Here is a 25379-nt window from a genome sequence, read left to right as displayed (position 1 = left end):
TCCCTACGACGGCATCCTGTCGCCGAGGAGTGCCAGGTTCTCGATGGCGGCGAGGCCGTAGAGCGCGGTGTCGTTGGTGGACACCCACGCGGCCTCGCTGCCCGGCACCAGGGTGACGGGCCCGCTCAGGGCCTCCGTCCTCCAGGGCGCGGACTCCTTGTAGCCGTCGGAGTTGTAGAACTTCTCCCAGGCCCGCCTGGCGAGCTTGTCGTCCCCGGTCCGCACGGCGGCGTACGCGTCGAGGCGGGAGTGGCCCTGGAACAGCAGCAGGGTGCCGAAGTGGGAGCCGTAGCGGGCCGCCTGCTCGGCCTTGGTGGCGTTGAAGTAGCGGCAGTAGTCGAAGTAGGCCTCGTCGAACTTCGGCATGTCCACGAGGTGGATGAGCTCGGCGCACAGCTCGTTGAGGCCGAAGACGGCCGAGAGGTGCGAGACGCCGACGGCGGGCTCGTCGGCGACGGCGAACCTCCCGGTGTCCAGGTCGTAGAGGCCGGTGCCCTGGACGAACCCGTTGGGCTGGGCGGCGATCGTCTCCATCGTCGACAGCACGCGCGCCCTGGCCTTCTCCCACTTGGGGCCCCTGCGCTCCCACTCCGTGAGCCAGGCCGACACCAGGCCGCTCCAGTCCGTGCCGAAGCCGATCGACAGGGCGTGCCGGTCGGGGGTGTACGGCTCGGTGCGGATCTTGCGGATCGGGTCCAGGACGAGGAACGTCTCGTCGGAGTCGACGTTGGCGTGCATGAGGTCGCCGACCCGCTCGTCCGCGGTGAGGAAGTAGTAGTAGCGGCGGTACGTCGTGTTGGCGATGCGCTGCTGTTTGGCGCTGTCGGCGTAGTGCTGGACGCCGTGCCGGGTGCCGAGGCCGGCCCACTGGCCGAGGTGGTACACGTCCACCTCGCCGGTGTGCCGGGTCATCGCCTCGGCGAAGCGGAAGATGTCCGACCGGCCGCTGCGCAGGTACGCGAACCAGAGCCAGAGATCCGGCGACAGTTCGGAGTTGTCCCAGGCGTAGCCGCCGATGTCGTAACGCCACTGGTGGCGCACGGTGTCGTACGTGTGCATGATGTCGCCGTGGTCCCAGAAGCCGTACCAGCGGCGCTGCTCCACCTGGTCCTTGTAGTAGGCGAAGAGGAAGTCGAGGTGGTCCTCGATCTTCGCCTTGGCGGGGGTGGAGCGGTCCGGCTCGGAGTACAGGCCGGGACCGAAGACCTGGGCCTTGATGAGCTGCTTGGGCGGGGCGGCGAGCTGGGGCAGCACCCGGACCGCCTCGACCTGCTCGGCGAGCCGGGCGGGGGTCGGCGTCGACTCGTTGGCCCAGAAGAGGAGTTCGGAGGTGCGGGCGATGCCGTAGGGGGTGCCGAAGCCGGGCTCGTAGTCCTCGTAGGTGATGTTGAGGCCCTCGAGCTGTTCGGGGAAGGTGTCCTGCTGCATGCCGTCGTGGTAGAAGCGCAGGTCCATGGGCTGCGCCTCGGGCGACCAGAGCCAGAGGGTGACCTCGGCCTCCTCGGTCTGGGCGTCGCGGATGTCGAGCTGGGCGGGGAACCTCTCCCAGAAGTCCCGCAGCCCGAAGGAGAGTCCGCCGCTCGCCCCGCCGACGTATCCGAAGCCGGAGGCGCGTCCGCCGCCGCCGGCGCCGATCCAGCCGTGACCCTTCTTGGTGCGCTTGCGCACGGTGAAGCCGTCGGCGGAGAGCTGGGACAGGGTGTAGTCGCCCCATTCGGGGATGTACTGCAGCCGGGTGGTGACCCGCTGGTCCCAGGTGGCCGGGTCGGGCAGCTTCTCCCCCGCGTACTGGGCCGCCTGCACGGCCGCGCCCGGGTCGCGGCGCAGTCCGGTGATGCCCTTGACGGCCTCGCGCAGCAGGCCGGTGCCCTCGCCGCCGATGCGGACGTGGCGGTCGTAGGCCGCGTCGCGCATCGGGACGGTGAAGCGCACGCCGAGGCCGCGGATGAAGTCGCCACTGGCCTTGCCGGGCTCCTGCGTGCCGTCGTAGGTGATGGTGTGCACCATGCGGAAGGAGTCGGCGCCCGCGTAGAAGTAGAGGCGGATCGAGAAGGGCAGCCAGCTGCGGCTGCCCTTGCGGTGCTTGCCGTCGATGCGGACGACGGCGCGGACCGGGCCCTCCTGCTCGACGGTGACGGCGTCGACGGCCCCGTCGAAGCGCTCGGTCCTGACGGCGGCCTGGTCCCCGTCCTCGATCTCGGGCTGCCGGATGAGCACGAGGCGGCCGTTCCTGGCGATCTCTGTGGAGCCGCGGGTGACCGACTTGACGAGGGTGGCGCCGGACTTGCCGATCTTCGCGGTGATGACGCCGGTCGACACGTCGATGGTGCCGCCGCTCTTGTCGACGGTGACCTTCTTGGCGGGGGCGGCCGGTGCGCCGGCGGCCAGGGTGAGCTTGCCGTTGCCCGAACTCACGGCGTGGGCGGTCCACTTGAGGGAGCCGTCCGGCCAGTAGGCGATCGGCCAGGACTGCACGGGGACGGCCCTGCCGTCGGCGTCCGTCAGCGCGAAGGTCTGGTCCTCCCGGTGGACGCCCATCGGCCAGGGCACGCCGAGCGTGGAGCCGGGGGCGGCGCCGAGGCCGCCGTCCTCCAGCCAGTCCAGGGTGACCGGGTCGGCGTCCGCGGAGGCCGCCGCGGGGGCCGCCTCGGCGTTCTTCGTCCCTAGCGCCCAGGAGAACTGTGCGGCGGCTCCGGCGACGGCCGCCGCCTTGAGGAGGGACCTGCGGGGGATGGGAGACATGGGATGCTGCCTTTCCTTCCGTGCGGAATGCAGGGGGTGGTCAGGGGCATGACAGATCGAGGTCCGGCGCGCGGGGCGCCGGCCCGGAGGGGGAGCAGCGCCCGTCAGCGGCGCCGGTGACGCTCCTCGACGGCGACGGCCGCCGCCGCGACGGCCCCGAGGACGGGGACCGCCAGCGGCGCGACGAACAGGGCGGACAGGGCCACGACGCCCAGCCCGCAGACGATCAGGAAGGACCCGGCAGGGTCGAGCACCGTCCGCCGTCCGGCGTCCGCGAGCACGCTCCGCCAGGAGGTTCCCGGCGTCCAGACGGCCGTCGCCCGCAGCAGGGCCACGGTCAGGCCGATCAGCGCGAACAGGCCGACGGCTCCGGCGAACGGCCCGCCGGGCAGCCCGGCCCGCGCGGCCTGGACGTCCACCCATACCGCGGCGCCCGCCGCCCACCCGGCGAGCCCGACGGCCCAGCCGCGGCGCAGGGCCGCCCGGAAGTCCGTGACGAACTCCCGCCCGCCGCCGTCCTCGTGACGCGTACGCCGCCGCAGGTGCCGGGCGCCGGCGGCGAAGGCGGCGGGGTAGGTGACGACCCCGAGGCAGGCCACGGCGATCCACACGCCGGTGAGAAGGCACTCGGCGAACACCGCGAAGCGCTCGCCGAACACGGACTCCCCGCGCGGGCGCCCCTTGCGCGGGGCGCGCTCCTTCACGCGTGCTTGCGCCACGGTGACCGCCTCAGCCCTTCAGTCCGGACGTCGCCATACCGTCGATGAGGTAGCGCTGGAAGGCCATGAAGAAGGCGATGACCGGCACCAGCGCCACCAGCGACATCGCGATCATGCTGCCGTAGTTGGAGACGCCCTCCTGGTCGCGGAACATCATCAGGCCGAGCGAGACGGTGTACTTCTCGGGGGTGTTGAGGTAGATCAACGGCCCCATGAAGTCGTTCCACGCGTTGATGAAGGTGAAGATGGCGCTGGTGATGATGGCCGGCCGGCACAGCGGCAGCACGATGGACCAGTAGGTCCTCAGGTGACCGCAGCCGTCGAGTCTGGCGGCCTCGTCCAGCTCGCGCGGCAGCCCGCGCATGAACTGCACCATCAGGAAGACGAAGAACGCCTCCGTGGCCAGGAACTTGCCCGCGACGAGCGGCACCAGCGTGTCGACGAGCTCCAGGTTGCGGAACATCACGTACTGCGGGATGAGCAGGACGTGGTACGGCAGCAGCAGCGTGCCGATCATCAGCGTGAACAGCAGGTTCCGGCCGGCGAACCGGATCTTGGCGAAGGCGTACGCGGTCAGCGAGCTGGACACCACGACACCGGCCACGGCGAGGACCGCGTACATCAGCGAGTTGACGAAGAAGCTGCTGATGGAGATGCCCGAGATGCCGTCGGCGAGTCCGGAGAAGTTCGCCCGGACCGGTTCGGTGGGCAGCAGGTCGAGGCTGGCGATGATGTCCTTGCTCGGCTTGAACGAGGCGCCGACCACCCAGACCACGGGGTACAGGACGACCGCGAGGACGGCGAGCGCGCCCACGTGCCAGGCGAGCGATCCGGTGCGCCGCCGCTCGTTCGCGGTACGCGCGGCGGGGCTGGTGGCGGTGGTCACTTGGCGGCCTCCTCGTAGTGCACCCACTTCTTCTGCGACCAGAACAGGACCGCCGTGACGAGCGCCACCGCGACCACCAGGGTCCAGGCCATCGCGGAGGCGAAGCCCATCTGGGCCTCCTTGAAGCCCTTCTGGTAGAGGTAACAGGTGTAGACCAGCGTGGCGTCGGCGGGCCCGCACCGGGTGTCGGAGACGACGTACGCGGAGCCGAACACCTGGAACGCGTGGATGGACTCCAGCAGCACGTTGAAGAACAGCACCGGGGAAATCATCGGAAGCGTGACGTTCCAGAACCTGCGGAAGGGTCCGGCCCCGTCCATCTCTGCGGCCTCGTACAGCTCCCGCGGAACCTGCTTGAGGCCGGCCAGGAAGATGACCATGGGTGCGCCGAACTGCCAGATGCTCAGGGCCACCAGGGCGTAGAGGACGTAGTCCGGGTTGCCGATCCAGCCGCCCACGTCGAGACCGAAGATCTTCTGCGTACGGTCCACGACCGCGTCGTCGGAGAACAGCGCCCGCCACACGAAGCCCACGGAGACGCTGGCGCCGATGAGCGAGGGCATGTAGAACGCGGCCCGGTACAGGCCCTGGCCGCGCCGCTTCTGCGCGAGCAGCAGCGCGACGCCGAGCGCGAGCAGCAGCTTCAGCGGCGTGGCCACGACGACGTACTTGAGCGTGACCTGCACCGACTTCTGCCAGCGCGGGTCCTCGAACATCGTCGTGAAGTTGTCCAGCCCCACCCACCGGGGCGGTGTGAACAGGTTGTAGCTGGTGAACGCGTAGTAGAGGGACGCGATCATCGGCCCCGCCGTGAGCAGCAGGAACCCCGCGATCCACGGCGACATGAAGAGATAGCCGGCGAGGTTCTCGCGGCGCCGCCCGCGCCGCCCGGCGACGGGGGCGGCGGGCCGCTTCCCGGCCGGGCGCGCGGGCGCTTCCTTGACGAGCGTCATGATGGTAGGTCCCCTCAGCCCGCGAACGCGGCCTTGGCCTCGCTGAACAGCGCCTTGGCGGCGGCGGACGGCTTGGACTTGCCCTGGGCGACCTCACCGCCCAGCCGCAGGAACGCTGCCTCGATGACGTCGGCGCCGGACGGGTGCGGGGTGATCTTCCCGAGCACGCCGGCCGCGGCGACCTCCTCCTCGTACGCCTTGACGCCCTTGTTGTTGTCGTCGGTGGGCGTGAACGCCTCGTACTGCTCGGTCGTGGCGAGGATGCCGCGGTCGTAGCCCATGATCTTGCCGACCTCGGGGTCGTGCACCATGAAGTCGATGAACTGCGCGGCCTCCTTGGGGTGCTTGGTCCCGGAGAAGGCGCTGAGCATCAGCGAGCCGAGGTACTGGCCGGTGTTCTTGCCGTCCCGGGTGGGGATCGGCGCGAGCCCGTAGTCCGACTCGCCCTCGCCCTGGTAGCGGATGGAGAAGTTGTCCCAGGTGAACTCGGACGCGGCGAGGCCGGCCGAGAGCGCGGACTTGGGCTTGGCCTGCTCGACCTTCTTCGGGTCGGCGACGAGCCCGGACTTCACGCGCTTGTAGCCGTCCTCCCACCACTGCGTCAGGTCGTCCTCGGTGAATCCGAGGTCGGAGTCGGTGAAGAAGGCCTTGCCGTTCTGGCGCAGGTACAGGTCGTAGAGGTACATGATGCTGAAGTAGCCGGTGTCGCCGGCGATCTTCAGCTTGTCCTGGATCGTCTGGAGCGCGTCGAAGTACTCGTCCCAGGTCCAGCCGAACTTCGCCTCGACGCCCGCCTTCTTGAAGGCGTTGAGGTCGATGACGAGCGACATGGTGTTGGCGCCGACCGGGACGCCGATCTGCTTGCCGTCGACCTGACCGTTCGCCAGAACGCCGTTGCGGAAGTTCTCCAGGCTCAGATTGCCCGCGTCCGCCTGCGACTTGAGGTCCATCAGAACGCCGCGCTTGTCGTACTTGCGCAGGAAACCGACCGCGTTCTGGAAAACGTCCGGCGGATTCCCGCCGGAGGCCTGGGTCTGGAACTTCTCCCAGAACGCCTCGTAGTCGGTGAATTCAGGCTTGATCTTGATCTTCGGGAACTTCTTCTCGAAGAGTGCGATCGTCTTCTTGATCGCAATGGTGCGCGGCTCGCCGCCCCACCACGCGTAACGGAGCGTCACCGTCCCGTCGGAGGAGGCGCCTCCACTCCCCCCGCAACCCGTGGTCGCGGCCAGGCCGAGCGTCGCCGCCGTGGCCCCCGCGACCTTCAGGATCGTTCGCCTCTCCACATTCCCGCTGGTTCCCACAGCCGGCCTCCCCGCAGCGTCGTTGCCGCTTGCATGAATCGTTTCAAGAAAGCGCTTGCTGGCACAAGGTACGAGGGGGTGGGGGGAGCGTCAATGATTCGGACAGGAATTTCTCGATCGACGACCGCGGGGCGCCGGGGTGGTGTGGAACCGACATCGTGCCGCCGGCAGGGTGAACGCGCAGGTCGGGCGGCGGCCGTTCGGCTGCCCGGACAGTGACCGAGGTTTCGCCCGGCTGGCGCGGGCGGCCGAAACGCGCCTGCCGCGGCCGAACGACCGGCCGGGCCGTCGGCCCCGGATCGGTCTCCGGCCGGCCGGGCTGCCGCCCTCTTCGGATCGGTCCTCGTCCCGCGCTCCGACGCCGGGGCGCGGGACGGAGGCCGCCCTGCCGGCACCGCGGCACCGCGGCACCGGACCGCCCGACGTCGACCGGCCGCGCCAGGCCGGCCCGCTGCGGCCGTCACGGCCACCCGTGGAGGCCCGCCGCCACGGGCCGCCTCCCGGAGGCCCCACGGAGACCCTCGCCACGGGCCGCCTCACGGGGGTCCCGAGGAAACCACACGCAGGAACTGCGAAGGCCGCGCGCAGGACCGTCACGCCGGGACCGGCCGCTGAGGACCGGCGCCGGGGACCGGTCGCCGGCGGGCCGACCCGCCGGGGCCGACCCGCCGGTACGCATGACCCTCACCACGGAGGCCGCCGATCGGCGAATCCGGACACAGCAAACGGCCGCCGGGCGACGCCCCGGAAGCCGGCCGCCGGGCGACGCGCCGGGAACCCGCCGCCGGACACGGTGACGGGAGACGGCCGTCGGGCGTCGGGCGCCGTGACGGCAGCAGGCCACCGAGTGCCGTGACGGAAGCCGGCCACCGGACGATGCACCGGGAGCCAACCGCCGGAGACGGTGACGGGAGGCGGGAGTCGGCCGTCGGGCGCCGTGACGCAACAGGCCGTCGGGCGCCCTGACGGAAGCCGGCCGCCGGGCGGCTTGACGGCGGCAGGGCGCGAAGGGCGGGGCACGGGAGCCGTTCGCACGTCCTGGTCGCGGAACCGGGCACAAGGGGCCGAACGCAGGACCGGGAAAGCGGGAGGGGACCGGTGCGGGCGATGCCCGAGGGCCGCTGTCACGGGCCGCCCGTCACGGCGGGGACCGTGCGCCACGCCTGTCCGCGGCGCGGCACGTGCGGGTCTTCGCGGGCTGCGCGGGGTCGGGAGGCCCGCACACACGACGACGGCCCGTCTGCTCTGTCGCAGACGGGCCGTCGTGCCGGGTGGGCGATACTGGGTTCGAACCAGTGACCTCTTCGGTGTGAACGAAGCGCTCTCCCACTGAGCTAATCGCCCGGGCGCAGGAAGTACATTACCGCATGTCAGCGGGTCCCCGTGACCACGGTCGGGCCGCCCCCTCGCCGCGGCGGCGGTTCACTGGTCCTTGATCTTCCAGGGCATCACGATCCCGAACTTCCACACGTAGAAGCCGACGACGGCCGCGATGATCACGAGTCCGATCGAGGTCAGGATGATGTTGCGGCGCCTGACCTTCGGGTCGAGCGCGCGTTGCGCCGCCTCGGTGACCTTGCGTTTGGTCCAGCGCAGCACCAGCTGGGCCCAGACGAACTCGGTCGCCCAGATCGCCATGCCGCCGAAGATCACGACCCAGCCGGGCCCGGGCAGCGGCAGCATGATGATGCCGGCGACCACGACCGCGAGGCCGACGACGAAGATCCCGACCTGCCAGCTCAGATGCAGGACCCGGCGGGCCTTCACGAACTCCGGGGCCCGGGAACCGAGGGCCTGTGCCTGCCGCTCCGCCGCCCCGTCCGACCTCGCGTCGTTCGTCGCCATGGCCACCTCGCCCGGAGCGTCACTCCCCGTATTCATACGACCAAACCCTACCCGAGAGATTCGAGTCGCCGTAATGGTGGTACTCCGCGATCACACCCTCGGCCGGAAGAGTTACGTAAACGCACGCAAACCACGCAGAGGGGTTTACAACGGCACCGTAGGTGGCATGTCGATTTCGCCGACGTGCGAATCCCCGAGCGCACACTGAGCGAAAGGCCCTGGCGCTTATGAACACCACGGTCAGCTGCGAGCTGCACCTGCGCCTCGTTGTGTCGAGCGAGTCCTCCCTGCCTGTCCCCGCAGGCCTGCGGTACGACACGGCCGACCCCTACGCCGTGCACGCCACCTTCCACACCGGAGCCGAGGAAACCGTCGAGTGGGTGTTCGCCCGCGACCTCCTCGCGGAGGGCCTGCACCGGCCCACGGGCACCGGCGACGTCCGAGTCTGGCCGTCGCGCAGTCACGGTCAGGGCGTCGTCTGCATCGCCCTGAGCTCCCCCGAGGGGGAGGCCCTGCTCGAGGCCCCGGCGCGGGCCCTGGAGTCCTTCCTGAAGCGGACGGACGCGGCCGTGCCCCCGGGCACGGAGCACCGTCACTTCGATCTCGATCAGGAGCTCTCGCACATCCTGGCGGAAAGCTAGGGAGAGGGCTCCCACCGAGGCGCCCGGCGCCGTCCACTCGGGGAGACGGCTCGGGCTCGGACAACAACCGCATAGGGCATGCGCCGACGCCGCGCCACGGTTCCCCGTGGGGCGGCGTCGGCGTGCGCGCCGGAAGCGCGCGGCCGCCCGCCGGTGGACGGCCGCGCGTTTCCGGCTTCGACGGACCGGTGGCTCGACGGCCCGGTGCGGCTACCATCGGCCAGCATCGGCGGGCACCCGCCCGACCCTCCAGGCCAGGGAGCGAAACGTGCTGATCACCCACGACACCCGGTGTGCGCTCGATGCCGTGGTGGATCTGGTGAACACCGCACCGGAGGACGACACCGTCCCGGACGGGCTGCCGGATGTCACCACGCTCGGGGACTTCGTGCGAAAACACGAGATCAGCGACATCGGCGTGCTCTCCGAGCTCGACCTGTCCGCGGTGCGCAGGGTCCGGGGGCGGTTCGCCCGGATCTTCGCGGCGCCGGACGCCCGCGCCGCCGCCGCGCTCATCAACGAGCTGGTCGCCGCCGCGGGCACCACCCCCCGGCTCACCGACCACGACGGCTACGACTGGCACGTTCACTACTTCGCCCCCGGCGCCTCGATCGCGGACCACCTCGCGGCGGACTGCGGGATGGCCCTGGCCTTCTTCGTGGTGGCCGGCGAGCAGGAGCGGCTGCGGCGCTGCGAGGCCCCGGACTGCCGTCGCGCCTTCGTCGACCTCTCCCGCAACCGATCGCGCCGGTACTGCGACAGCCGCACCTGCGGCAACCGCCTGCACGTGGCCGCCTACCGGGCGCGCCGCAAGGAGGCGGCCGGCTGAGGTCCCGTCCTGGACGCCGACGCGCCCCCCGGCGGGTGGCGCCGGGGACCGCGGGTACGGCTCAGAGCAGCAGCAGGTCGTGCAGCGAGGCCATGAGCAACAGACACCCGATCACCGCCAGGAAGATCATCAGCGGTGGCTGGGAAAGGGCGAAGAGGCACCCGCGCGGCTCGTCCTGAGGGGGCGCGGCATCACTCTGTGTCGTGTCCAGCATCTCGCGGCGATGATGACGCAGGCGGCGCACCGTACGCGATCACCGTGCCCGGATTGAGCGGTTGTTCGCCGAATTCCGTGATGTCGGTTTCCCGTCGTGATCACTTCCGCGCGCGTGCGGCCCGACTGTGTCGTTTCCGCCGCGGGGCGGCCCTGTCGTGCCGGCCCCGTCAGCTGCGGTGACGCCACCGGTGCCGGGCCGTCACCGGCCGGTGGCACCGGTTCATATGCCGTGCTTCTTGAGGATGGCCTCGATGTCGCTGAAGTCGTCCGAGGGGGTCGCCCCGGGCGCGGCGGCGGGGCGGGAGGCGGGCCGGGCGCCCTGCCCCAGCGAGGGTGCCGACGCGGCCGGCGCCACGGCACCGGTGTGCGCGGAGCGCGCCGCCGCCCTGCGCTCCTTGCGGGTGCCGCCGCCCCTGCGGCGCTCGACCACGCGGGTGGTCGCGAACAGCGCCCAGGCGGCGCCGAGGACACCGAAGCCGGCCCAGGCCGTCGGGCTGAAGGCGGTGTCGGCGGCCCACTCGACGACCCCCGTCATCACCAGACCGAGGGGCACCAGCGCGTAGGCCGCGATCCGGGCCGCCGCCAGGAAACGCTTGCGGTACGCCGTGACGGCCGCGATGCCCAGGCCGGCCGCGGCGACGGCGGAACACACGGTCTCGGCAATCATCCGGTCCTCCAGACACGGGACATGCGGTCAGGGGCGGTACGGCTCCGCACCGCCGCGGGGGCGGTGCTTCGCTCCTCCATCCTGCACCTGCGAGGGGTCGCCGGGCCATGTCTCAGGCGGACATCAGGGACATCTCCGGGTCGGCTCCTCCCCAGGTGCCGGCGGGCGCCGTACGTCGCGGCGGTGCGGACCGTCCGGATTGGGGGGCCGGGACGTGGGCTGGAAGACTGGGGGCATGAGCGACTCCTCCCCCGCGGCCGTCCCGGCACCCGAATCCGCCCGTCCCGCCGTCGTCCTCGACGTCTGGTGCGAGCTCCAGTGCCCCGACTGCCGTACCGCACTGGCCGATGTCCGCGCCCTGCGCGAGCGCTACGGCGACCGGCTGGAGCCGCGGCTGCGGCACTTCCCCCTGGAGAAGCACCGGCACGCGTTCGCCGCGGCCCAGGCCGCGGAGGAGGCCGCGGAGCAGGGGCGGGGCTGGCCGTACGTCGAGGCGGTGCTGGCGCGGGTCGGGGAACTGGAGCGTGGGGGAGAACCCTTCCTGGTCGAGGTCGCGCGGGAACTGGGTCTGGACTCCGAGGAGTTCGACACGGCGCTCATCGACGGGCGGCACATCCTGATCGTCGACGCCGACCAGGCCGAGGGCAAGGCGATCGGCGTCACCGGCACCCCGACGTACGTCATCGGCGGCGAGCGTCTCGACGGCGGCAAGAGCCAGGAGGGGCTCCGCGAGCGCATCGAGGAGATCGCGGACCGGCTGCTGGCCGAACAGGGCTGAGGCGCCCCGGTCCCCGAGCGGTTGCTCGTCGTCAGAGCAGTTGCTTGTAGAGGGAGTACTCCACCGGCACGTAGCCGAGCGATGCGTAGAGACGCTCGGCGGGCGTGTTCCCCTCGAAGACGTTGAGGCCGATGACGGGCTTGCCGGCGGCGATCGACTGGGCCTCGGCCAGCAGCATCAGGGTGCGGCCGTGGCCCCGGCCGCGGAAGGGCTCGTCGGTCTCGACGTCGAACACGAAGGCCTTGTCCCCGGCGAAGGACATCCACAGCGTTCCGACCCGGCCGCCCTCGTGCTCCAGGACGCTGAACAGCATGTCCTCCGTGGCCACGCCCCGCGGCAGCCGGTTGTCCCGCCGGGACTTGGCCCAGGCCTCCTCCTCGGGAACCCCCCGGTCGATCCAGACCTGCGCGTACTCCACGAGGCCCCGCCGGAGCCAGGGCCCGAACTCGGCCTCGGTCATGGGTCTGGCCCGGCTGCCGTCGGGCAGCGGGGGCGGGACGGTGCCGAGCGGCTTCTCCATCCCGCGGTTGCGGTGGACGTACCCGAGCGCGTGCGCCAGTCGCAGGGCGGCCCCGGCGTCGGCGGGCACCCGGACCTCGATCCTCCGGCAGCCCCAGCCGCGCGCCACCTCCTCGGCGGCGAGCGCGGCGACCGCGCCCCGGCCGCGCCCGCGGTCGGCCTCCTCGACGCGCAGGTCGTCGATGCGGGCGACCGCCGGACCGAAGCCGGGATGGGTCGAGAGGTGGAGCGCGCCCACGGGGCGGCTGTTCACGCATACCTGGAAGCGGCGGGACAGCGCCCCGTCGGCGCTGCGCTGGAGCGGCTCGGTCGGCCGCAGGGTCGTGGTCATCACGGGTGTTCTACCCGCTGCCGCGCCCCGGGTCAGCCGAATAACCGCGACGAACGGGGAGGGCGCCGGCGGGGACTCAGGGGTCCAGGTCGCCGGCCGCCCGTTCGTCGAAGACGCGCATCGCCTTGGCGGTCACGGGCCCCGCGGCGCCCGGCAGTTCGCGGTCGTCGACGCGGTGCACGGCCTGGACGTCCCGCAGGGTGGAGGTGAGGAAGACCTCGTCGGCGTGCTCCAGCACGTCCAGCGGCAGGTCGGTCTCCTTGGCGCCGGTCCACTCGACGGTCAGCTCACGGGTGATGCCCGCGAGGCAGCCGGAGGCGAGCGGCGGGGTGTGGATCTCGCCGTCCAGGACGACGAAGACGTTCGACCCGGTGCCCTCGCAGAGCCGGCCGACCGTGTTGCCGAACAGCGCCTCGGTGGCGCCGTGCCGGTGGGCGCGGGCCAGGGCGACGACGTTCTCGGCGTACGAGGTCGTCTTCAGGCCGGTGAGGGCGCCGCGCTCGTTGCGGGTCCAGGGGACCGTGATCGTGGCCGTGGAGTCGGGGCGGCGGCCGGTCTCGCCGAGGGCGACGACGAGGGTCGGCCCGTGCTCGCCGCGGTCGGAGCCGAGGGGGCCGTGGCCGCCGGTGAAGGTGATGCGCAGCCGGCCCAGCGGCATCGGGTTCGCGGCCAGGACCGCGGCGCAGGCGCGGCGGACCTCGTCGAGGTCGGGGTCGGGCAGGCCGAGACCGCGCGCGGAGCGGGTCAGCCGGTCCAGGTGCCGGGTGAGCGCGAACGTCTCGCCGTGCACCGCCTTCACGGTCTCGAAGATGCCGTCGCCCACGGTCAGGCCGTGGTCGAAGACGGAGACACGGGCGGACTCGCTGTCCTGCAACCCGCCGTCGAGCCAGATCTTCACGTCAGTCCCTCTCCACTCACCTCGTAGGCTCCCGACGCTACCGCGAGCAGCCGGGACGCCTTCAGCTCGGTCTCCCGCCACTCCGCCTCGGGGTCGGAGCCCCAGGTGATGCCGGCTCCGGTGCCGAAGCGCAGGGCGTCGGCCCCGCGGTCGATCCAGAAGGTGCGTATGCCGACGGCCAGCTCGCCGGTGCCGCGGTCGGCGTCGACCCAGCCGACGCCGCCGCAGTAGGGGCCGCGCGGCGCCGTCTCCAGTTCGCCGATGATCCGCAGGGCGCTGGACTTGGGGGCGCCGGTGACCGAGCCCGGCGGGAACGCGGCGGCGAGCAGCTCGGGCCAGCCGGCGTCCTCGCGCAGCTCGCCGCGGACCGTGGACACGAGGTGGACCAGGCCCGGGTGCTTCTCCACGGCGCACAGGTCGGGCACGGTCACGCTGCCGGTGGCGCAGACCCGGCCGATGTCGTTGCGGACCAGGTCCACGATCATCACGTTCTCGGCGTGGTCCTTCTCGAGGAGGTCCGCCTCGGTCCGTCCGGTCCCCTTGATCGGCCCGGACTCCACCACCCGCCCGTTCCGCCGCAGGAACAGCTCCGGGGACGCGGTGGCGATCTCGACGCCGTGCTCCGGCAGCCGAATCGTTCCGGCATAGGGCGCCGGGTTGCCGCGGGCGAGCAGGGCCGTCAGCGCGTCCGGGTCGGCGCCCCGGGGCAGCGGCGCCGACAGGACCCGGCACAGGTTCGCCTGGTAGACCTCGCCGGCCGCGATGGACGCCCGGATCCGGCGCACCCCGGCCGTGTACGCCGCGTGGTCCAGGGACGACGTCCAGTCGCCGGCCGCGGGTCCCCGCCACTCCCCCGGCACCGGAGCGGGCACCGGTTCGACCCGTACGTCGGCGAAGCGGGCGCAGACCAGGCGGCCCTCGAAATCGGCGGACACGGCCCAGAAACCGGCGGAGTCCAGGGCTTCCGGGTCCTGCGTGACGTCGAGGAGGCCGGTGGCGACGCGGTCGCCGAAGCGGGCGAGAGGAGGGAGGTGGAGCACGGTGTCGAGTCTAGGACGGGTGTCCCGGGGGTGGCCCGGGGATGTCCCGGCGGTGGCCCGGGCGGGCGCCCGGCGGGACGCAGCGCAGCACGCTGCACAAACGCGTTTTTGTACTGGCCCCGGAATCCGCTAGAGTTCAACTCGTCGCCGGGCCGCGAGAGCGGACCGAAACGGCAGGCGGACGTAGCTCAGTTGGTAGAGCGCAACCTTGCCAAGGTTGAGGTCGCGAGTTCGAGCCTCGTCGTCCGCTCGAAGGAAGAGGGGGCTTCCCGGCCCCCTACACTCCTGGTGGAGTGGCCGAGAGGCGAGGCAACGGCCTGCAAAGCCGTCTACACGGGTTCAAATCCCGTCTCCACCTCCAAGGACGATTAGCTCAGCGGGAGAGCGCTTCCCTGACACGGAAGAGGTCACTGGTTCAATCCCAGTATCGTCCACTGGATCTTCGGATCCCCCGCGCGATTAGCTCAGCGGGAGAGCGCTTCCCTGACACGGAAGAGGTCACTGGTTCAATCCCAGTATCGCGCACGCAGCACCCACGGCCCCCGGCCGTGACCACCCCGAGGACGATTAGCTCAGCGGGAGAGCGCTTCCCTGACACGGAAGAGGTCACTGGTTCAATCCCAGTATCGTCCACGCACCGGAGCCCCCGGCCGCCCAGCGCGGTCGGGGGCTCCTTCGTGTGCGCGGCTCAGCTGGAGAAGAGCATGTGCCCGAAGCTCTTGTGTCGCTTGTGCCCGTAGTGACCGCCGTGCGGGGCGCCCCAGGCGGGGGCCGCCGGCGCCGCGGGGTAGCCCTGCGGGGCGGGCGGGGGCGGCGGGGCCTGCTGGGTCCACTGGGACTCCACGCGGGTCAGCGCCTCCAGCTCGCCGTAGTCGAGGAAGATTCCCCGGCAGTTGCTGCACTGCTCGATCTGGACACCGTTGCGGTTGTACGTGTGCATGGGGGCGTGGCACTTCGGACACTGCATGTTTCGGCTCAACTCCTCGCCGGTCGGTCCTGCTTCGCGTATCACCAGGACAGACTCTGTCCCGCTGCGGTCGGTTGCACCCTACTTCGCGGACTCCGGCGCCGACGGGGCCGGCAGCGGACCCATGCGCGCGCAGGCGTCGACGAGGGCCCGCTCGACCTCGTCCGGCTCCCTGCCGCCGGCGAGGGCCTTGGTGAGGGCGCGGGCGGCGGTCTGGACGGTGAGGGCGCGGGCCGGGACGTCGAGGGCGGGCCAGGGATCGCCGTCGGCGGGCACGGCGGGGCCGCCCGCCCGCCGGTAGGCGGCCAGGAAGCGGGTCCACTCCTCGGGCGGGAGCAGCCCGCAGGCGTACCAGGCGGCGGGGCGGGCCAGGTCCCAGGCGGGGACTCCGACACCCAGGTCGTCGACGTCGATGAGGCGCCACGGGCCGTCGGGGGCGGGGTGGCGGACCAGCTGCCCGAGGTGGAGGTCGCCGTGGCAGACGGTGGCGGCGTCCGGCATCGGGGCCTCGCCCCGGGCCCAGGCGGGCAGACGGGCCCAGGCGCTCAGGACGGGGGCGGTCTCGGGGCGGGCCCCCGCCGCACGGAGGCGGGCCACGGCGCGGGCGGCCTTGGCGGGGCCGCGCATCGGAGGCAGCGGGGTGGGCGCGGGGGTGCGGTGGAGGCGGGCGAGGAGGCTGCCGGCGGCCTCCCAGGGCGCGGCGTCCGGGTCCTGCGGGTCCACGGGGGCGCCGTACGGCCAGAAGGTGACGAGCCGGGCGCCGAGGACGGCGGGCGTCGGGGTGAGCGGGGGCAGGAGGACGTCGGGGAGACGGGCGGCGGCGGTGAGGCGGGGGACGAGGGCGGCGGGGTCGGTGTCCGGGGCGTGGGCCTTGGCGACGGTGTCGGCGTGACGGACGACGGTGGCGTCGGGGCGGTCGGCGAGGGTGGCCGTCCCGCAGGGGCAGGTGGGGGTGGGGGTGCGGGTGTGCGCGTGGGTGCGGGCGCGGGAGGTGAGTGCGGCGAGGAGGGGGTGGGTGGGCACGGGGCTCCCTGGGGCGGTGCGGGTCTGCTCCGCAGGGTACGGGGGCGGGGGTTCGCGGCGGGACCTGTGCTGTCACGGGGTGAGGGGGTTTCGCCCCCGCCGCCCCTTCCCGGCCCGACCCCGGGGGCTGCCGCCCCCGGCCCCCCGCTTTCGGCTTGAACGGCCTCGTCCTCAGACGCCGGACGGGCTGGATCACCGGGCGGGGTGGGTCACTGGACAAGCTGTATCGCCGGACGGGCTGGGTCCCGGAGCGCGGCGGGAAAAGGGCAATGCCGGCGCAGCTCCCCAGCTGCGCCGGCATTTCTTGCCGTCCGCCGTACCCCCGTCCCCACGGGGTTTCATGGAGGGATGTCCCCGCCCGGACCGCTCTTCCGGGCCTGGGGTCGCCGCTCAGCGCCCCAGCATCACACCCACGGACGACGCCTGTGTGGCCACTGTCTCCCAGCCGTCGAAGACGACGAGGAGCAGGACCGCCAGGGGGAGGGCCATGACCGTCGCCACCAGGGGGTGGCGGCGGCCCGTACGGCGGGGTCGCGCGGTGCGGAGGTGCGTCCGCGGTGCCGTGTGGGCCATGGTCCCTCTCCTGACCGTTCTCGGTTGTCCATGACGAGCGGCGGGTGTCTGACCTCGGGGGACGAGTGCTGCACCCGCCGCTCGACCTCAAACCTAGGCGCGCGGCGGGCGCCGGGCGTCATGCCCTCGTACCGATTGCCGGGCCTCCCGGAGGATGAGCCATGACCTGCGGAGTACTCCCCTGGGTGGAGACGGGGTTCCAGGTCTCGGGGTCTTCCCGGAAGGGGTGCCCGGTGCGGGCCGGTTTTCCCCAACTGTCCCGACCGGGTGACTTCGCTCACTTCCCCCACCCCCGCACGCACCCCGGCATCCCCCCGGTGGCCCGCCCGACCGGCCGTGCCGTCAGGGGTCCGCGCCGTCCCGCCGGTGTCGGCGGCGCTCTTCGCCCGGTCGGCCCTCGCGGGTGCAACCTCCCTTCTGCGAGCGGTGGTTGTGACCAGTGGAAAAGCGAAGTGAGCCTGCTCGCCGGGTCGCTGACCGCCCTTCACCCCTCCCGCTCCGCACGGACAATCGGCGGGGCCGAGAGGGCGCGGCCTCTGCGCGCGAGCGGCCGTGGAAACGTAAGCTGTGCCACGTCACACGGACCGGGCAGCGGGGATGAACATGGCGATGATGCGCCTGAGGCGCGAGGACCCGCGCGTCGTCGGCTCGTTCAAGCTTCACCGACGGCTCGGCGCGGGCGGGATGGGCGTCGTCTACCTGGGCTCCGACAAGAAGGGGCAGCGGGTCGCGCTGAAGGTGATCCGGCCCGATCTGGCCGAGGACCAGGAGTTCCGGTCGCGGTTCGCGCGCGAGGTGTCGGCGGCCCGGCGGATCCGGGGCGGGTGCACCGCCCGGCTGGTCGCGGCGGACCTGGACGCCGACCGGCCGTGGTTCGCCACCCAGTACGTGCCCGGCCCGTCGCTGCACGACAAGGTCGCCGACGACGGTCCCCTCGGGGCGGCCGAGCTGGCGTCGATCGGGGCGGCGCTGTCGGAGGGGCTCGTCGCCGTTCACGAGGCCGGGGTCGTGCACCGGGACCTGAAGCCCTCGAACATCCTGCTCTCCCCCAAGGGCCCGCGGATCATCGACTTCGGCATCGCCTGGGCGACGGGAGCCTCCACGCTCACGCACGTCGGTACGGCGGTCGGCTCCCCCGGGTTCCTCGCGCCGGAGCAGGTGCGCGGTGCGCTCGTCACCCCGGCCACCGACGTCTTCTCGCTCGGCGCCACCCTCGCGTACGCCTCGACCGCCGACTCCCCCTTCGGGCACGGCAGTTCCGAGGTGATGCTGTACCGGGTGGTGCACGAGGAGCCCCACCTGCACGGCGTCCCGGACGCCCTGGCCCCGCTGATCCGGGCCTGTCTGGCGAAGGATCCGCAGGAGCGGCCCAGCACGCTCGACCTCTCGCTGCGGCTGAAGGAGATCGCGGCCCGTGAGGCCCACGGTCCGGCCGAGGTGCGGCCGCCCGCGCCGCGCGCGGGTGAGGCCGACCGGCCGACCGGGCGGCTGGCCGACACCAGCTACCCGGAGCGCACGCTGCGGCAGCCCGGTCCGCCGCCGTCCCGCGGCGGGGTGCCGTCCTCGCGCGGGGCCGTGCCGCCCCGGGGCGGCACGCCCTCGCGCGGCGGCAACCCCCCGTCGCGTCCGGGGGCCCGGCCGACCCCGGCCTCGCGGAACACGGGCTCCTCGCGGAACACCGGCTCCTCCCGCAACACCCGTTCCGGCAGCGGCAGCAGACCCGCGCCGCGCAGCGGGGCCGGCCGCCGGACACCGCGCGCCACGGGCACCGGACTGCGGCCCGCCAATCCGCGGCTGCTGCGGCAGCGGCTGTTCGTCTTCGTCGTGGTGACGCTGCTCGTGGCGCTCGGCATCGCGGTCGTCCAGGGCTGCCAGGGGCCGGCCCGGGGACTCGGCGGCGGGAACGACGTCGTACGGCACCGGCAGCAGGCCCAGGCGGACGTGCGGCGGGACGCCGGCGGGCCCGGCGGGCGGTCGCCCGCGAGGGCGGGCGGAGCCTACGCCGACGGGCGGCCCGTCGCGACGGCGTAGAAGGCGACGGCGGCGGCGGCGCCCACGTTGAGGGAGTCGACGCCGTGGGACATGGGGATGCGGACCCGCGCGTCGGCGGCGGCCAGGGCCCGGGCGGAGAGGCCGTCGCCCTCCGCGCCGAGCATGAGCGCGACCCGGTCCATGGTGTGGGGCGCCGCCTCGTCCAGGCTGACGGCCTTCTCGTCGGGGGTGAGGGCGAGCAGCGTGAAGCCGGCCTCGCGGACCGTGTCCAGGCCCCTGGGCCAGGTGTCCAGGCGGGCGTACGGCACGGAGAAGACCGCGCCCATCGAGACCTTCACGCTGCGGCGGTAGAGGGGGTCGGCGCAGTCCGGCGAGAGCAGGACCGCGTCCATGCCGAGGGCCGCCGCGGAGCGGAAGATCGCGCCGATGTTGGTGTGGTCGTTCACCGACTCCATGATCACGACCCGGCGTGCGGTCCGCAGGACCTCGGCGGCCGTCGGGAGCGGCTTGCGCTGCATGGAGGCCAGGGCGCCCCGGTGGACGTGGTAGCCGGTGACCCGCTCGGCGAGCTCCGGGCTGACGGCGTAGACCGGGGCCGGGAGCTCGTCGATGACGTCGCGCATGACGTCGACCCACTTGGCGGACAGCAGCATCGAGCGCATCTCGTAGCCGGACTCCTTGGCCCGTCTGATGACCTTCTCGCCCTCGGCGATGAACAGGCCCTCGGCGGGCTCGCGTCTGCGGCGCAGCTCCACGTCGGTCAGGCCGGTGTAGTCGCGCAGGCGCGGGTCGTCGGGATCCTCGACGGTGATGAGATCGGCCACGGGGTGATACGCCTTGTCCTGAGTGCGGTGCCAACGGGTCGGCAGGGGTCTGTTACCCGGGGTTGCACGCCGGGGGTCGCACGCCGGGCTCGCCTGCCGGCGGTCACACCGGGGCGGGCAGGCCGACGCCGACGACCTCGCCGACGACGATGACCGCCGGCGGTCGGACCTCCTGGGTGCGGACCGTCTCGGCGACCGTCGCCAGGGTGGCGTCGACGCGGCGCTGGGCCGCCGTCGTGCCCTCCTGGACGAGCGCGACCGGGGTGCCGGCCGGCTTCCCGTGCGCCATCAGCGTCTCGGCGATCTTCCCTATCTTGTCGACGCCCATCAGGATCACCAGCGTGCCGGTGAGCTTGGCGAGGGAGGGCCAGTCGACCAGGGAACGCTCGTCGTCGGGGGCGACATGGCCGCTGACCACGGTGAACTCGTGGGCGACCCCGCGGTGGGTGACCGGGATGCCGGCCGCGCCGGGGACGGAGATCGAACTGGAGATGCCGGGAACCACCGTGCAGGCGATGCCCGCCTCGGCGAGGGCCTGGAGTTCCTCCATGCCGCGGCCGAAGACGTAGGGGTCGCCGCCCTTGAGCCGGACGACCGACTTGCCCTGCCTGGCGTGCTCGATCAGGGCGTTGTTGATGGCCTCCTGGGCCATGTACCGCCCGTACGGGATCTTCGCGGCGTCGATCACCTCGACGTGCGGGGGGAGTTCGGCGAGGAGGTCGCGCGGGCCGAGGCGGTCCGCGATGACGACGTCCGCCTCGGCGAGGAGGCGGCGGCCGCGGACCGTGATCAGGTCGGGGTCGCCGGGGCCGCCGCCGACGAGGGCGACGCCGGGGGTGCGGGTGCGGTGGTGGGGCGCGACCAGGGTGCCGTCGCGCAGGCCCTCGACCACCGCGTCGCGGATGGCCGCGGTGCGCCGGGGATCGCGGCCCTTGGCGTCCGTGGTCAGCACGGCGACGGTGACGCCCTCGCTGTGGCCCGTCGCGGGGGTCCAGGCGGTGGCCGCGTCGGCGTCGTCGGAGCGCACGCACCACACGCGGTGGCGCTCCGCCTCGGCGGAGGCGGCGGCGTTGGCGTCGGGGTCACCGGTGGCGATCAGGGCGTACCAGGCGTCGGCGAGGTCGCCGGGGGCGTAGACCCGCCGCTCCCAGGTGATCTCGCCCGCGTCCGCCATCGCCTCGACGGAGGGGGTCGCCTCGGGGGACACGAGGAGGACGTCCGCGCCCGCGGCGATCAGGGCGGGCAGGCGTCGCTGGGCGACCTGGCCGCCGCCGACGACGACCACACGGCGGCCGGTGAGGCGGAGGCCTACGGGGTAGGCGGGGTGTTCGGCCATGAGGGGCGGCTCCTCGAACGGGCGGAGGCGGGCGCTGCGGCTCTGGAGCAGCCCTGACGTGCGCATTTTAGAGGTGCGTTCAACGTACGGGGGGTCGGGGGGCATGCGGGCGCGTGCCCCCCGACCCGGCGGCGTCCTACTTCTCGGTCACTCCCGCCGAGTCGAAGGTCGCCACCTCGTGCATCGCCCGTGCCGTGCTCTGGACCAGCGGAAGGGCCAGCAGGGCGCCGGTGCCCTCGCCCAGGCGGAGGTCGAGGTCGACCAGGGGGCGCAGCCCCAGCTTGTTGAGGGCGGCGACGTGGCCGGGTTCGGCGCTGCGGTGGCCCGCGATGCAGGCCGCGAGGACCTCGGGGGCGATCGCGCGGGCGACCAGTGCGGCGGCGCCGGCGCTCACCCCGTCCAGGATCACGGGCGTGCGCAGGGACGCGCCGCCCAGCAGGAGGCCGACCATCGCCGCGTGCTCGAAGCCGCCGACGGCCGCGAGGACCCCGATGGGGTCGGCCGGGTCGGGCTGGTGGACTTCCAGGGCGCGGCGGACGACCTCGGTCTTGCGGGCGAGGGTCTCGTCGTTGATGCCGGTGCCGCGGCCGGTGACCTCGGCCGGGTCGGCACCGGTGAAGACCGAGATGAGGGCCGCGGACGCGGTCGTGTTGGCGATGCCCATCTCGCCCGTGAGGAGGGCCTTGTTGCCGGCCGCCACCAGGTCGCGGGCCGTCTCGATGCCGACCTCGATGGCCTGCTTGGCCTCCTCGCGGGACATCGCGGGGCCGGTCGTCATGTCGGACGTGCCCGCGCGGATCTTGCGGGGCAGCAGGCCGGGGGTGGCCGGGAGGTCGGCCACGACGCCGACGTCCACGATGCAGACCTCGGCGCCCACCTGGTTCGCGAAGGCGTTGCAGACCGCGCCGCCGCCGAGGAAGTTGGCCACCATCTGCGCGGTGACCTCCTGCGGCCAGGGGGTGACGCCCTGGGCGTGCACCCCGTGGTCGCCGGCGAAGATCGCGACGGCCGCGGGCTCCGGGATCGGCGGCGGGCACTGGCGGGACAGCCCGGACAGCTGCGCGGAGATGATCTCCAGCATGCCGAGCGCGCCGGCCGGCTTCGTCATGCGCTTCTGCCGTTCCCAGGCCTCGCCGAGCGCCTTGGCGTCCAGCGGGCGGATCCCCGCGACGGTCTCGGCGAGCAGGTCGTGCGGGTCCTCGCCGGGCAGCGCGCGGCGGCCGTACGTCTCCTCGTGGACGACCCACGACAGGGGGCGGCGCTTGGCCCAGCCGGCCTGCATCAGCTCGGGCTCGTCCGGGAACTCGTCGACGTACCCGACGCAGAGGTAGGCGACGACGTCGAGGTGCTCGGGCAGGCCGAGGGCGCGGACCATCTCGCGCTCGTCGAAGAAGCTGACCCAGCCGACGCCGAGGCCCTCGGCGCGGGCGGCGAGCCACAGGTTCTCCACGGCGAGCGCGGAGGAGTACGGCGCCATCTGCGGCTGGGTGTGGCGGCCGAGGGTGTGGCGGCCGCCGCGGGTCGGGTCGGCGGTGACGACGATGTTGACCGGGGTGTCGAGGATGGCCTCGATCTTCAGTTCCTTGAACTGCTTGGCCCGGCCCTTGGGGAGGGACTTCGCGTAGGCGTCCCGCTGCCGCATCGCCAGTTCGTGCATCGCGCGCCGGGTGTCGGCGGAGCGGATCACGACGAAGTCCCAGGGCTGCGAGTGGCCGACGGAGGGCGCGGTGTGGGCGGCCTCCAGGACGCGCAGCAGCACCTCGTGCGGGATGGGGTCGCTGCGGAAGCCGTTGCGGATGTCCCGGCGTTCGCGCATGACCTTCAGGACGGCCTCGCGCTCGGCGTCGTCGTACGCGGGGGCGGCGGGGCCGGTGGACTGCCGTACGTCTTCCACTGCGGCCGCGCTCTCTTCCTCCTGGTCGGCGGCCCCGGTGTCCAGGTCCTCCGCGTTCTGTGCGACCTGCGGGTCGGGCTCCGGCACGGGGCCGGCCTCCGGGGTGGCGGGGTCCGCGAGGGGGGTCTCCGCGGTGGCGGGGTCCGCTTCGCGGGGGGCGGGGAGGTCCGCCGACGGGGCGACGGCGGGCGGCGCGGCCGGGGGCGCCTCGGGTGCGGGCGCCCCCGGAGCGACAGGCGCCTCGGGCGCTGCTGCCTCAGGTGCGGCTGCCTCAGGTGCGGCTGCCTCGGGCGCCGTTGCCTCGGGCGCGGCTGCCTGGGCCGCCACCGGCTCGTCGGTGGGAAGCACGAGGGCGTGCGGCGGGGTGGGAGCGAGGTGCGGGGCGGTCGGCACCGTCCCCTCCACCGGCACGAACTGGCCCAGCGGCTGGGGCTCCTGGGGCTCCGGGGACAGGACGGGCGCCGTGGGTCGGAGGACCGCCGCGGCGGGGGCGTCTGGCGTCGGGGCCGTCTGCGGCGCGTCCTGGGCCGTCGCCGCGACGGGACCGGAGGCGTCCGGGATCCGGGACGCGGGGTCCGTGGGGTGGACGGGTTCCTGCGGGTGCTCCTGCTCCTGCTCCTGCGGGGCCGGGCCGGAGTGGACGTCCGGCGCGGGCTGGGCGAGGAAGGCGTCCAGGGCGGACTCGGCGGGCGGTTCCGTCCCGGCGGGCTCCGGGGCGATCCGCTCGGGCTGTGCAGCCGCCTGCTCGGGCTGCGGGGCCGGCTGGTGGGCAGGGGCCGACTCGTCGACGGCCGCCTCGGGGGCGGGGACCGGGGTCTCGGCGGCCGGGGGCACCGGACCGGGCGCGGCGGTGTCCGGTACCGGAGCAGCGGCTTCCGGCGCGGGCATAACGGTCGCCGGCTCGGGCACGACAGTCGTCGGCTCGGGCAGCGGCGTGACCGCTGCGGGCGTGGGCTCGGCTGCCTCCGGGGCGTCGGGCGCCTCGGGGGGCACGACCGCGTGCTCGGGCGCCGGGCCCGGGGCGGGCGCGGCGTCGGCCGCCTGGGCCGCGTCCGGGGCCGGGCCGGCCTGGGGCTCCTGCACGGGATCCGGCGCGACGACGGGCTCGGACGCCTGGGGAGCCTCCGGGGCCTGCGGGGCGACGGGCACGGCGGCCTCCGGGGCCCGGGGAGCCGGATCGGCCTCGGCGGCGGGAGCCTCGGGGGCCACGGCGGGCGCCGGGGCCACGGGGGCCACGGCGGCGGGGGCCTCGGGGGTCGGTACCTCCGCGGGTGCGACGGCCGCCTCGACGGGCGGCGTCGTCCCGTCGGTGGGGACGTCACCCGCGTCGGGGGCCCCGGAGGCGTCGGGCGCCTGAGGAGCGTCGGGCGCCGGGGCGCCCGGCGCGGGCTCGGACACCTGCGCCACCGGTTCCGGTCCGGGCGCGGCGTCGGCGACTCCGGACGGGTCCGCCGGCTGCGGCTCCGGGGCCGGGGCCGTGGGGGCGGTCGCACCGGCGTGCGCGGGGGCGGGCTCGGCCGCCTCCGGTGCCGGGGACGGCTGGACGGGTTCGCCGGGCTGCGGCGCGCCCGTCTCCGAGGCCAGACGGGCCATGACCGCCTGGGCCGCGCCCTGCTGCTCGGGCTGCCGACGGGCCGCCGGGACAACCGTTTCGGCGGGGTTCGCCCCCGGAACGACCTGTGCCGGGGCGGCGGGCTGCGCGCCCCACGGCGCCGCACCCTGCGGAGGCAGGTCGCGCAGGTGCTGGCCGTCGAGGTACTCCGGCCCGGAGGCGGGCGTGCCCGGGTGGCGCACCGGCGCGCCCGCGGGGCCCCGGTCGGCCAGGGAGCGGACCGGGCTCGCGGAGGTGTCGGGGATGGGCGGGCCGAGGTGCAGGGGGCGGCGCGGTGCCGCGGGCGGCGCCGACGGGTTCGGGAGGCGGACGCCGCCGAGGTCGACGGAGCCGGTGTCACGGCCCGCCGTCTCGTGCGGGCCGGGTTCGTGCACCGCCTCGACCACGGGCTCCGGCGCGGGCGGCGCCACCTCGTTGCCCCAGGCGCTCTGGGCGCCGGGCAGCAGCAGCAGGTCTTCGTCCTGGGCGGTGGTCTCGGAGAGGTAGGTGTACGCGCCGGGCGCGGGGACGCCCTGCTGATCCACCATGCCTGCGTTCTCCGGCAGACCCTCGCCCGGAACCTGGCCGGTGTCGGTCATGCGTACCCCTCGCCCATCGGTTAGTGCTCCTACGACCAGCTCACCCGGAACGGCGCACCGACCGCCCCGTGGTGAAGAACGAGCGTCCGCGCCCAGCGGCACGAACGACCCGCCCGGAAAAGACGACAAAGCCATTCAGTGGCATTGTCGCGGCCGTTGCCGCGTCGCGACAGCTTGATCCGCAACGCTCCGCTGTGGACTGCGCCACGTTG

General features: G+C 73.6%; 21 protein-coding genes and 6 tRNA genes. 9 read left to right on the top strand and 18 right to left on the bottom strand.

Annotated features, from left to right (window positions below; all coding sequences use genetic code 11):
* Positions 1–3: 3 nt before the first annotated feature.
* From ACF09K_RS26475 to ACF09K_RS26445, 7 genes are all read right to left on the bottom strand, one after another.
* Entirely contained in the window at positions 4–2742 is a 2739-nt protein-coding gene (locus tag ACF09K_RS26475) for a Tat pathway signal sequence domain protein (RefSeq protein WP_392247341.1), read from the bottom strand.
* Between the two features lie 104 nt (positions 2743–2846).
* The gene (locus ACF09K_RS26470) at positions 2847–3461 is read right to left on the bottom strand and encodes a hypothetical protein (protein WP_392247339.1); all 615 of its coding nucleotides are present in this window, start codon (positions 3459–3461) and stop codon (positions 2847–2849) included.
* Between the two features lie 10 nt (positions 3462–3471).
* Positions 3472–4347, bottom strand: a complete 876-nt coding sequence (locus ACF09K_RS26465) for a carbohydrate ABC transporter permease (protein ID WP_392247338.1) — start codon at positions 4345–4347, stop codon at positions 3472–3474.
* Positions 4344–5300, bottom strand: coding sequence for a carbohydrate ABC transporter permease (locus ACF09K_RS26460; RefSeq protein ID WP_392247337.1), 957 nt, complete (start codon positions 5298–5300; stop codon positions 4344–4346). The genes ACF09K_RS26465 and ACF09K_RS26460 overlap by 4 nt, the downstream gene beginning before the upstream one ends.
* 14 nt (positions 5301–5314) lie before the next feature.
* Entirely contained in the window at positions 5315–6604 is a 1290-nt protein-coding gene (locus ACF09K_RS26455) for an extracellular solute-binding protein (RefSeq protein ID WP_392247335.1), read from the bottom strand.
* Between the two features lie 1272 nt (positions 6605–7876).
* Positions 7877–7948 (bottom strand) — tRNA-Val (locus ACF09K_RS26450).
* A gap of 78 nt (positions 7949–8026) precedes the next feature.
* Entirely contained in the window at positions 8027–8485 is a 459-nt protein-coding gene (locus ACF09K_RS26445; protein ID WP_392247333.1) for a TIGR02611 family protein, read from the bottom strand.
* A gap of 191 nt (positions 8486–8676) precedes the next feature.
* Between ACF09K_RS26445 and ACF09K_RS26440 the strand changes: the two genes are divergently transcribed.
* Together ACF09K_RS26440 and ACF09K_RS26435 are read left to right on the top strand one after the other, a co-directional pair.
* A complete protein-coding gene (locus ACF09K_RS26440) occupies positions 8677–9090 on the top strand; it encodes an SsgA family sporulation/cell division regulator (RefSeq protein WP_004002642.1) in 414 nt (137 codons plus the stop codon).
* A 268-nt stretch (positions 9091–9358) separates the two neighbouring features.
* Positions 9359–9919, top strand: coding sequence for a CGNR zinc finger domain-containing protein (locus tag ACF09K_RS26435; protein WP_392247331.1), 561 nt, complete (start codon positions 9359–9361; stop codon positions 9917–9919).
* 61 nt (positions 9920–9980) lie between these two features.
* Here the strand turns inward: ACF09K_RS26435 and ACF09K_RS26430 are convergent, their stop codons facing one another.
* Positions 9981–10133, bottom strand: a complete 153-nt coding sequence (locus ACF09K_RS26430) for a hypothetical protein (RefSeq protein ID WP_020128804.1) — start codon at positions 10131–10133, stop codon at positions 9981–9983.
* 222 nt (positions 10134–10355) lie between these two features.
* Complete coding sequence (locus ACF09K_RS26425) at positions 10356–10802, bottom strand: hypothetical protein (protein ID WP_392247329.1); 447 nt, start codon at positions 10800–10802, stop codon at positions 10356–10358.
* 235 nt (positions 10803–11037) lie between these two features.
* Between ACF09K_RS26425 and ACF09K_RS26420 the strand changes: the two genes are divergently transcribed.
* Positions 11038–11580, top strand: coding sequence for a DsbA family protein (locus ACF09K_RS26420; RefSeq protein WP_392247328.1), 543 nt, complete (start codon positions 11038–11040; stop codon positions 11578–11580).
* 31 nt (positions 11581–11611) lie between these two features.
* On the opposite strand, the gene ACF09K_RS26415 is transcribed toward ACF09K_RS26420, so the two are convergent.
* From ACF09K_RS26415 to ACF09K_RS26405, 3 genes are all read right to left on the bottom strand, one after another.
* Complete coding sequence (locus ACF09K_RS26415; RefSeq protein ID WP_392247326.1) at positions 11612–12430, bottom strand: GNAT family N-acetyltransferase; 819 nt, start codon at positions 12428–12430, stop codon at positions 11612–11614.
* Positions 12431–12506: 76 nt separating this feature from the next.
* Positions 12507–13328: an aminotransferase class IV gene (locus ACF09K_RS26410; RefSeq protein ID WP_392247325.1), complete on the bottom strand. Its 822-nt coding sequence runs from the start codon at positions 13326–13328 to the stop codon at positions 12507–12509.
* Entirely contained in the window at positions 13325–14368 is a 1044-nt protein-coding gene (locus tag ACF09K_RS26405; RefSeq protein ID WP_392247323.1) for a chorismate-binding protein, read from the bottom strand. The genes ACF09K_RS26410 and ACF09K_RS26405 overlap by 4 nt, the downstream gene beginning before the upstream one ends.
* Positions 14369–14545: 177 nt before the next feature.
* On the opposite strand from ACF09K_RS26405, the gene ACF09K_RS26400 reads away from it, so the two are divergent.
* From ACF09K_RS26400 to ACF09K_RS26380, 5 genes are all read left to right on the top strand, one after another.
* Positions 14546–14618 (top strand) — tRNA-Gly (locus ACF09K_RS26400).
* A gap of 37 nt (positions 14619–14655) precedes the next feature.
* A tRNA-Cys gene (locus ACF09K_RS26395) sits at positions 14656–14729 on the top strand.
* Position 14730: 1 nt separating this feature from the next.
* A tRNA-Val gene (locus tag ACF09K_RS26390) sits at positions 14731–14802 on the top strand.
* A gap of 19 nt (positions 14803–14821) precedes the next feature.
* Positions 14822–14893: transfer RNA gene (locus ACF09K_RS26385), tRNA-Val, on the top strand.
* A gap of 36 nt (positions 14894–14929) precedes the next feature.
* Positions 14930–15001: transfer RNA gene (locus ACF09K_RS26380), tRNA-Val, on the top strand.
* Positions 15002–15056: 55 nt separating this feature from the next.
* Here the strand turns inward: ACF09K_RS26380 and ACF09K_RS26375 are convergent.
* The 3 genes from ACF09K_RS26375 to ACF09K_RS26365 form a co-directional block, all read right to left on the bottom strand.
* Complete coding sequence (locus ACF09K_RS26375; protein WP_392247321.1) at positions 15057–15335, bottom strand: zf-TFIIB domain-containing protein; 279 nt, start codon at positions 15333–15335, stop codon at positions 15057–15059.
* 81 nt (positions 15336–15416) lie between these two features.
* Positions 15417–16358, bottom strand: a complete 942-nt coding sequence (locus tag ACF09K_RS26370; RefSeq protein ID WP_392247319.1) for a phosphotransferase family protein — start codon at positions 16356–16358, stop codon at positions 15417–15419.
* A gap of 390 nt (positions 16359–16748) precedes the next feature.
* On the bottom strand, positions 16749–16931 hold the full coding sequence (locus tag ACF09K_RS26365) for a hypothetical protein (protein WP_363089137.1): 183 nt from the start codon (positions 16929–16931) through the stop codon (positions 16749–16751).
* Positions 16932–17528: 597 nt separating this feature from the next.
* Here ACF09K_RS26365 and ACF09K_RS26360 point away from each other — a divergent pair.
* On the top strand, positions 17529–18962 hold the full coding sequence (locus ACF09K_RS26360; RefSeq protein WP_392247556.1) for a protein kinase: 1434 nt from the start codon (positions 17529–17531) through the stop codon (positions 18960–18962).
* Here ACF09K_RS26360 and ACF09K_RS26355 read toward each other — a convergent pair.
* From ACF09K_RS26355 to cobT, 3 genes are all read right to left on the bottom strand, one after another.
* Positions 18929–19747, bottom strand: coding sequence for a TrmH family RNA methyltransferase (locus ACF09K_RS26355; protein WP_392247317.1), 819 nt, complete (start codon positions 19745–19747; stop codon positions 18929–18931). The genes ACF09K_RS26360 and ACF09K_RS26355 overlap by 34 nt on opposite strands.
* A 103-nt stretch (positions 19748–19850) precedes the next feature.
* Positions 19851–21083, bottom strand: coding sequence for a uroporphyrinogen-III C-methyltransferase (gene cobA, locus ACF09K_RS26350; protein WP_392247315.1), 1233 nt, complete (start codon positions 21081–21083; stop codon positions 19851–19853).
* Positions 21084–21219: 136 nt separating this feature from the next.
* A complete protein-coding gene (gene cobT / locus ACF09K_RS26345; RefSeq protein WP_392247313.1) occupies positions 21220–25167 on the bottom strand; it encodes a nicotinate-nucleotide--dimethylbenzimidazole phosphoribosyltransferase in 3948 nt (1315 codons plus the stop codon).
* Positions 25168–25379 lie beyond the last annotated feature (212 nt).

The sequence above is a fragment of the Streptomyces sp. NPDC014882 genome, from assembly GCF_043081325.1.
GTDB lineage: Bacteria > Actinomycetota > Actinomycetes > Streptomycetales > Streptomycetaceae > Streptomyces.
This window is presented reverse-complemented; position numbering and strand designations above follow the sequence as displayed.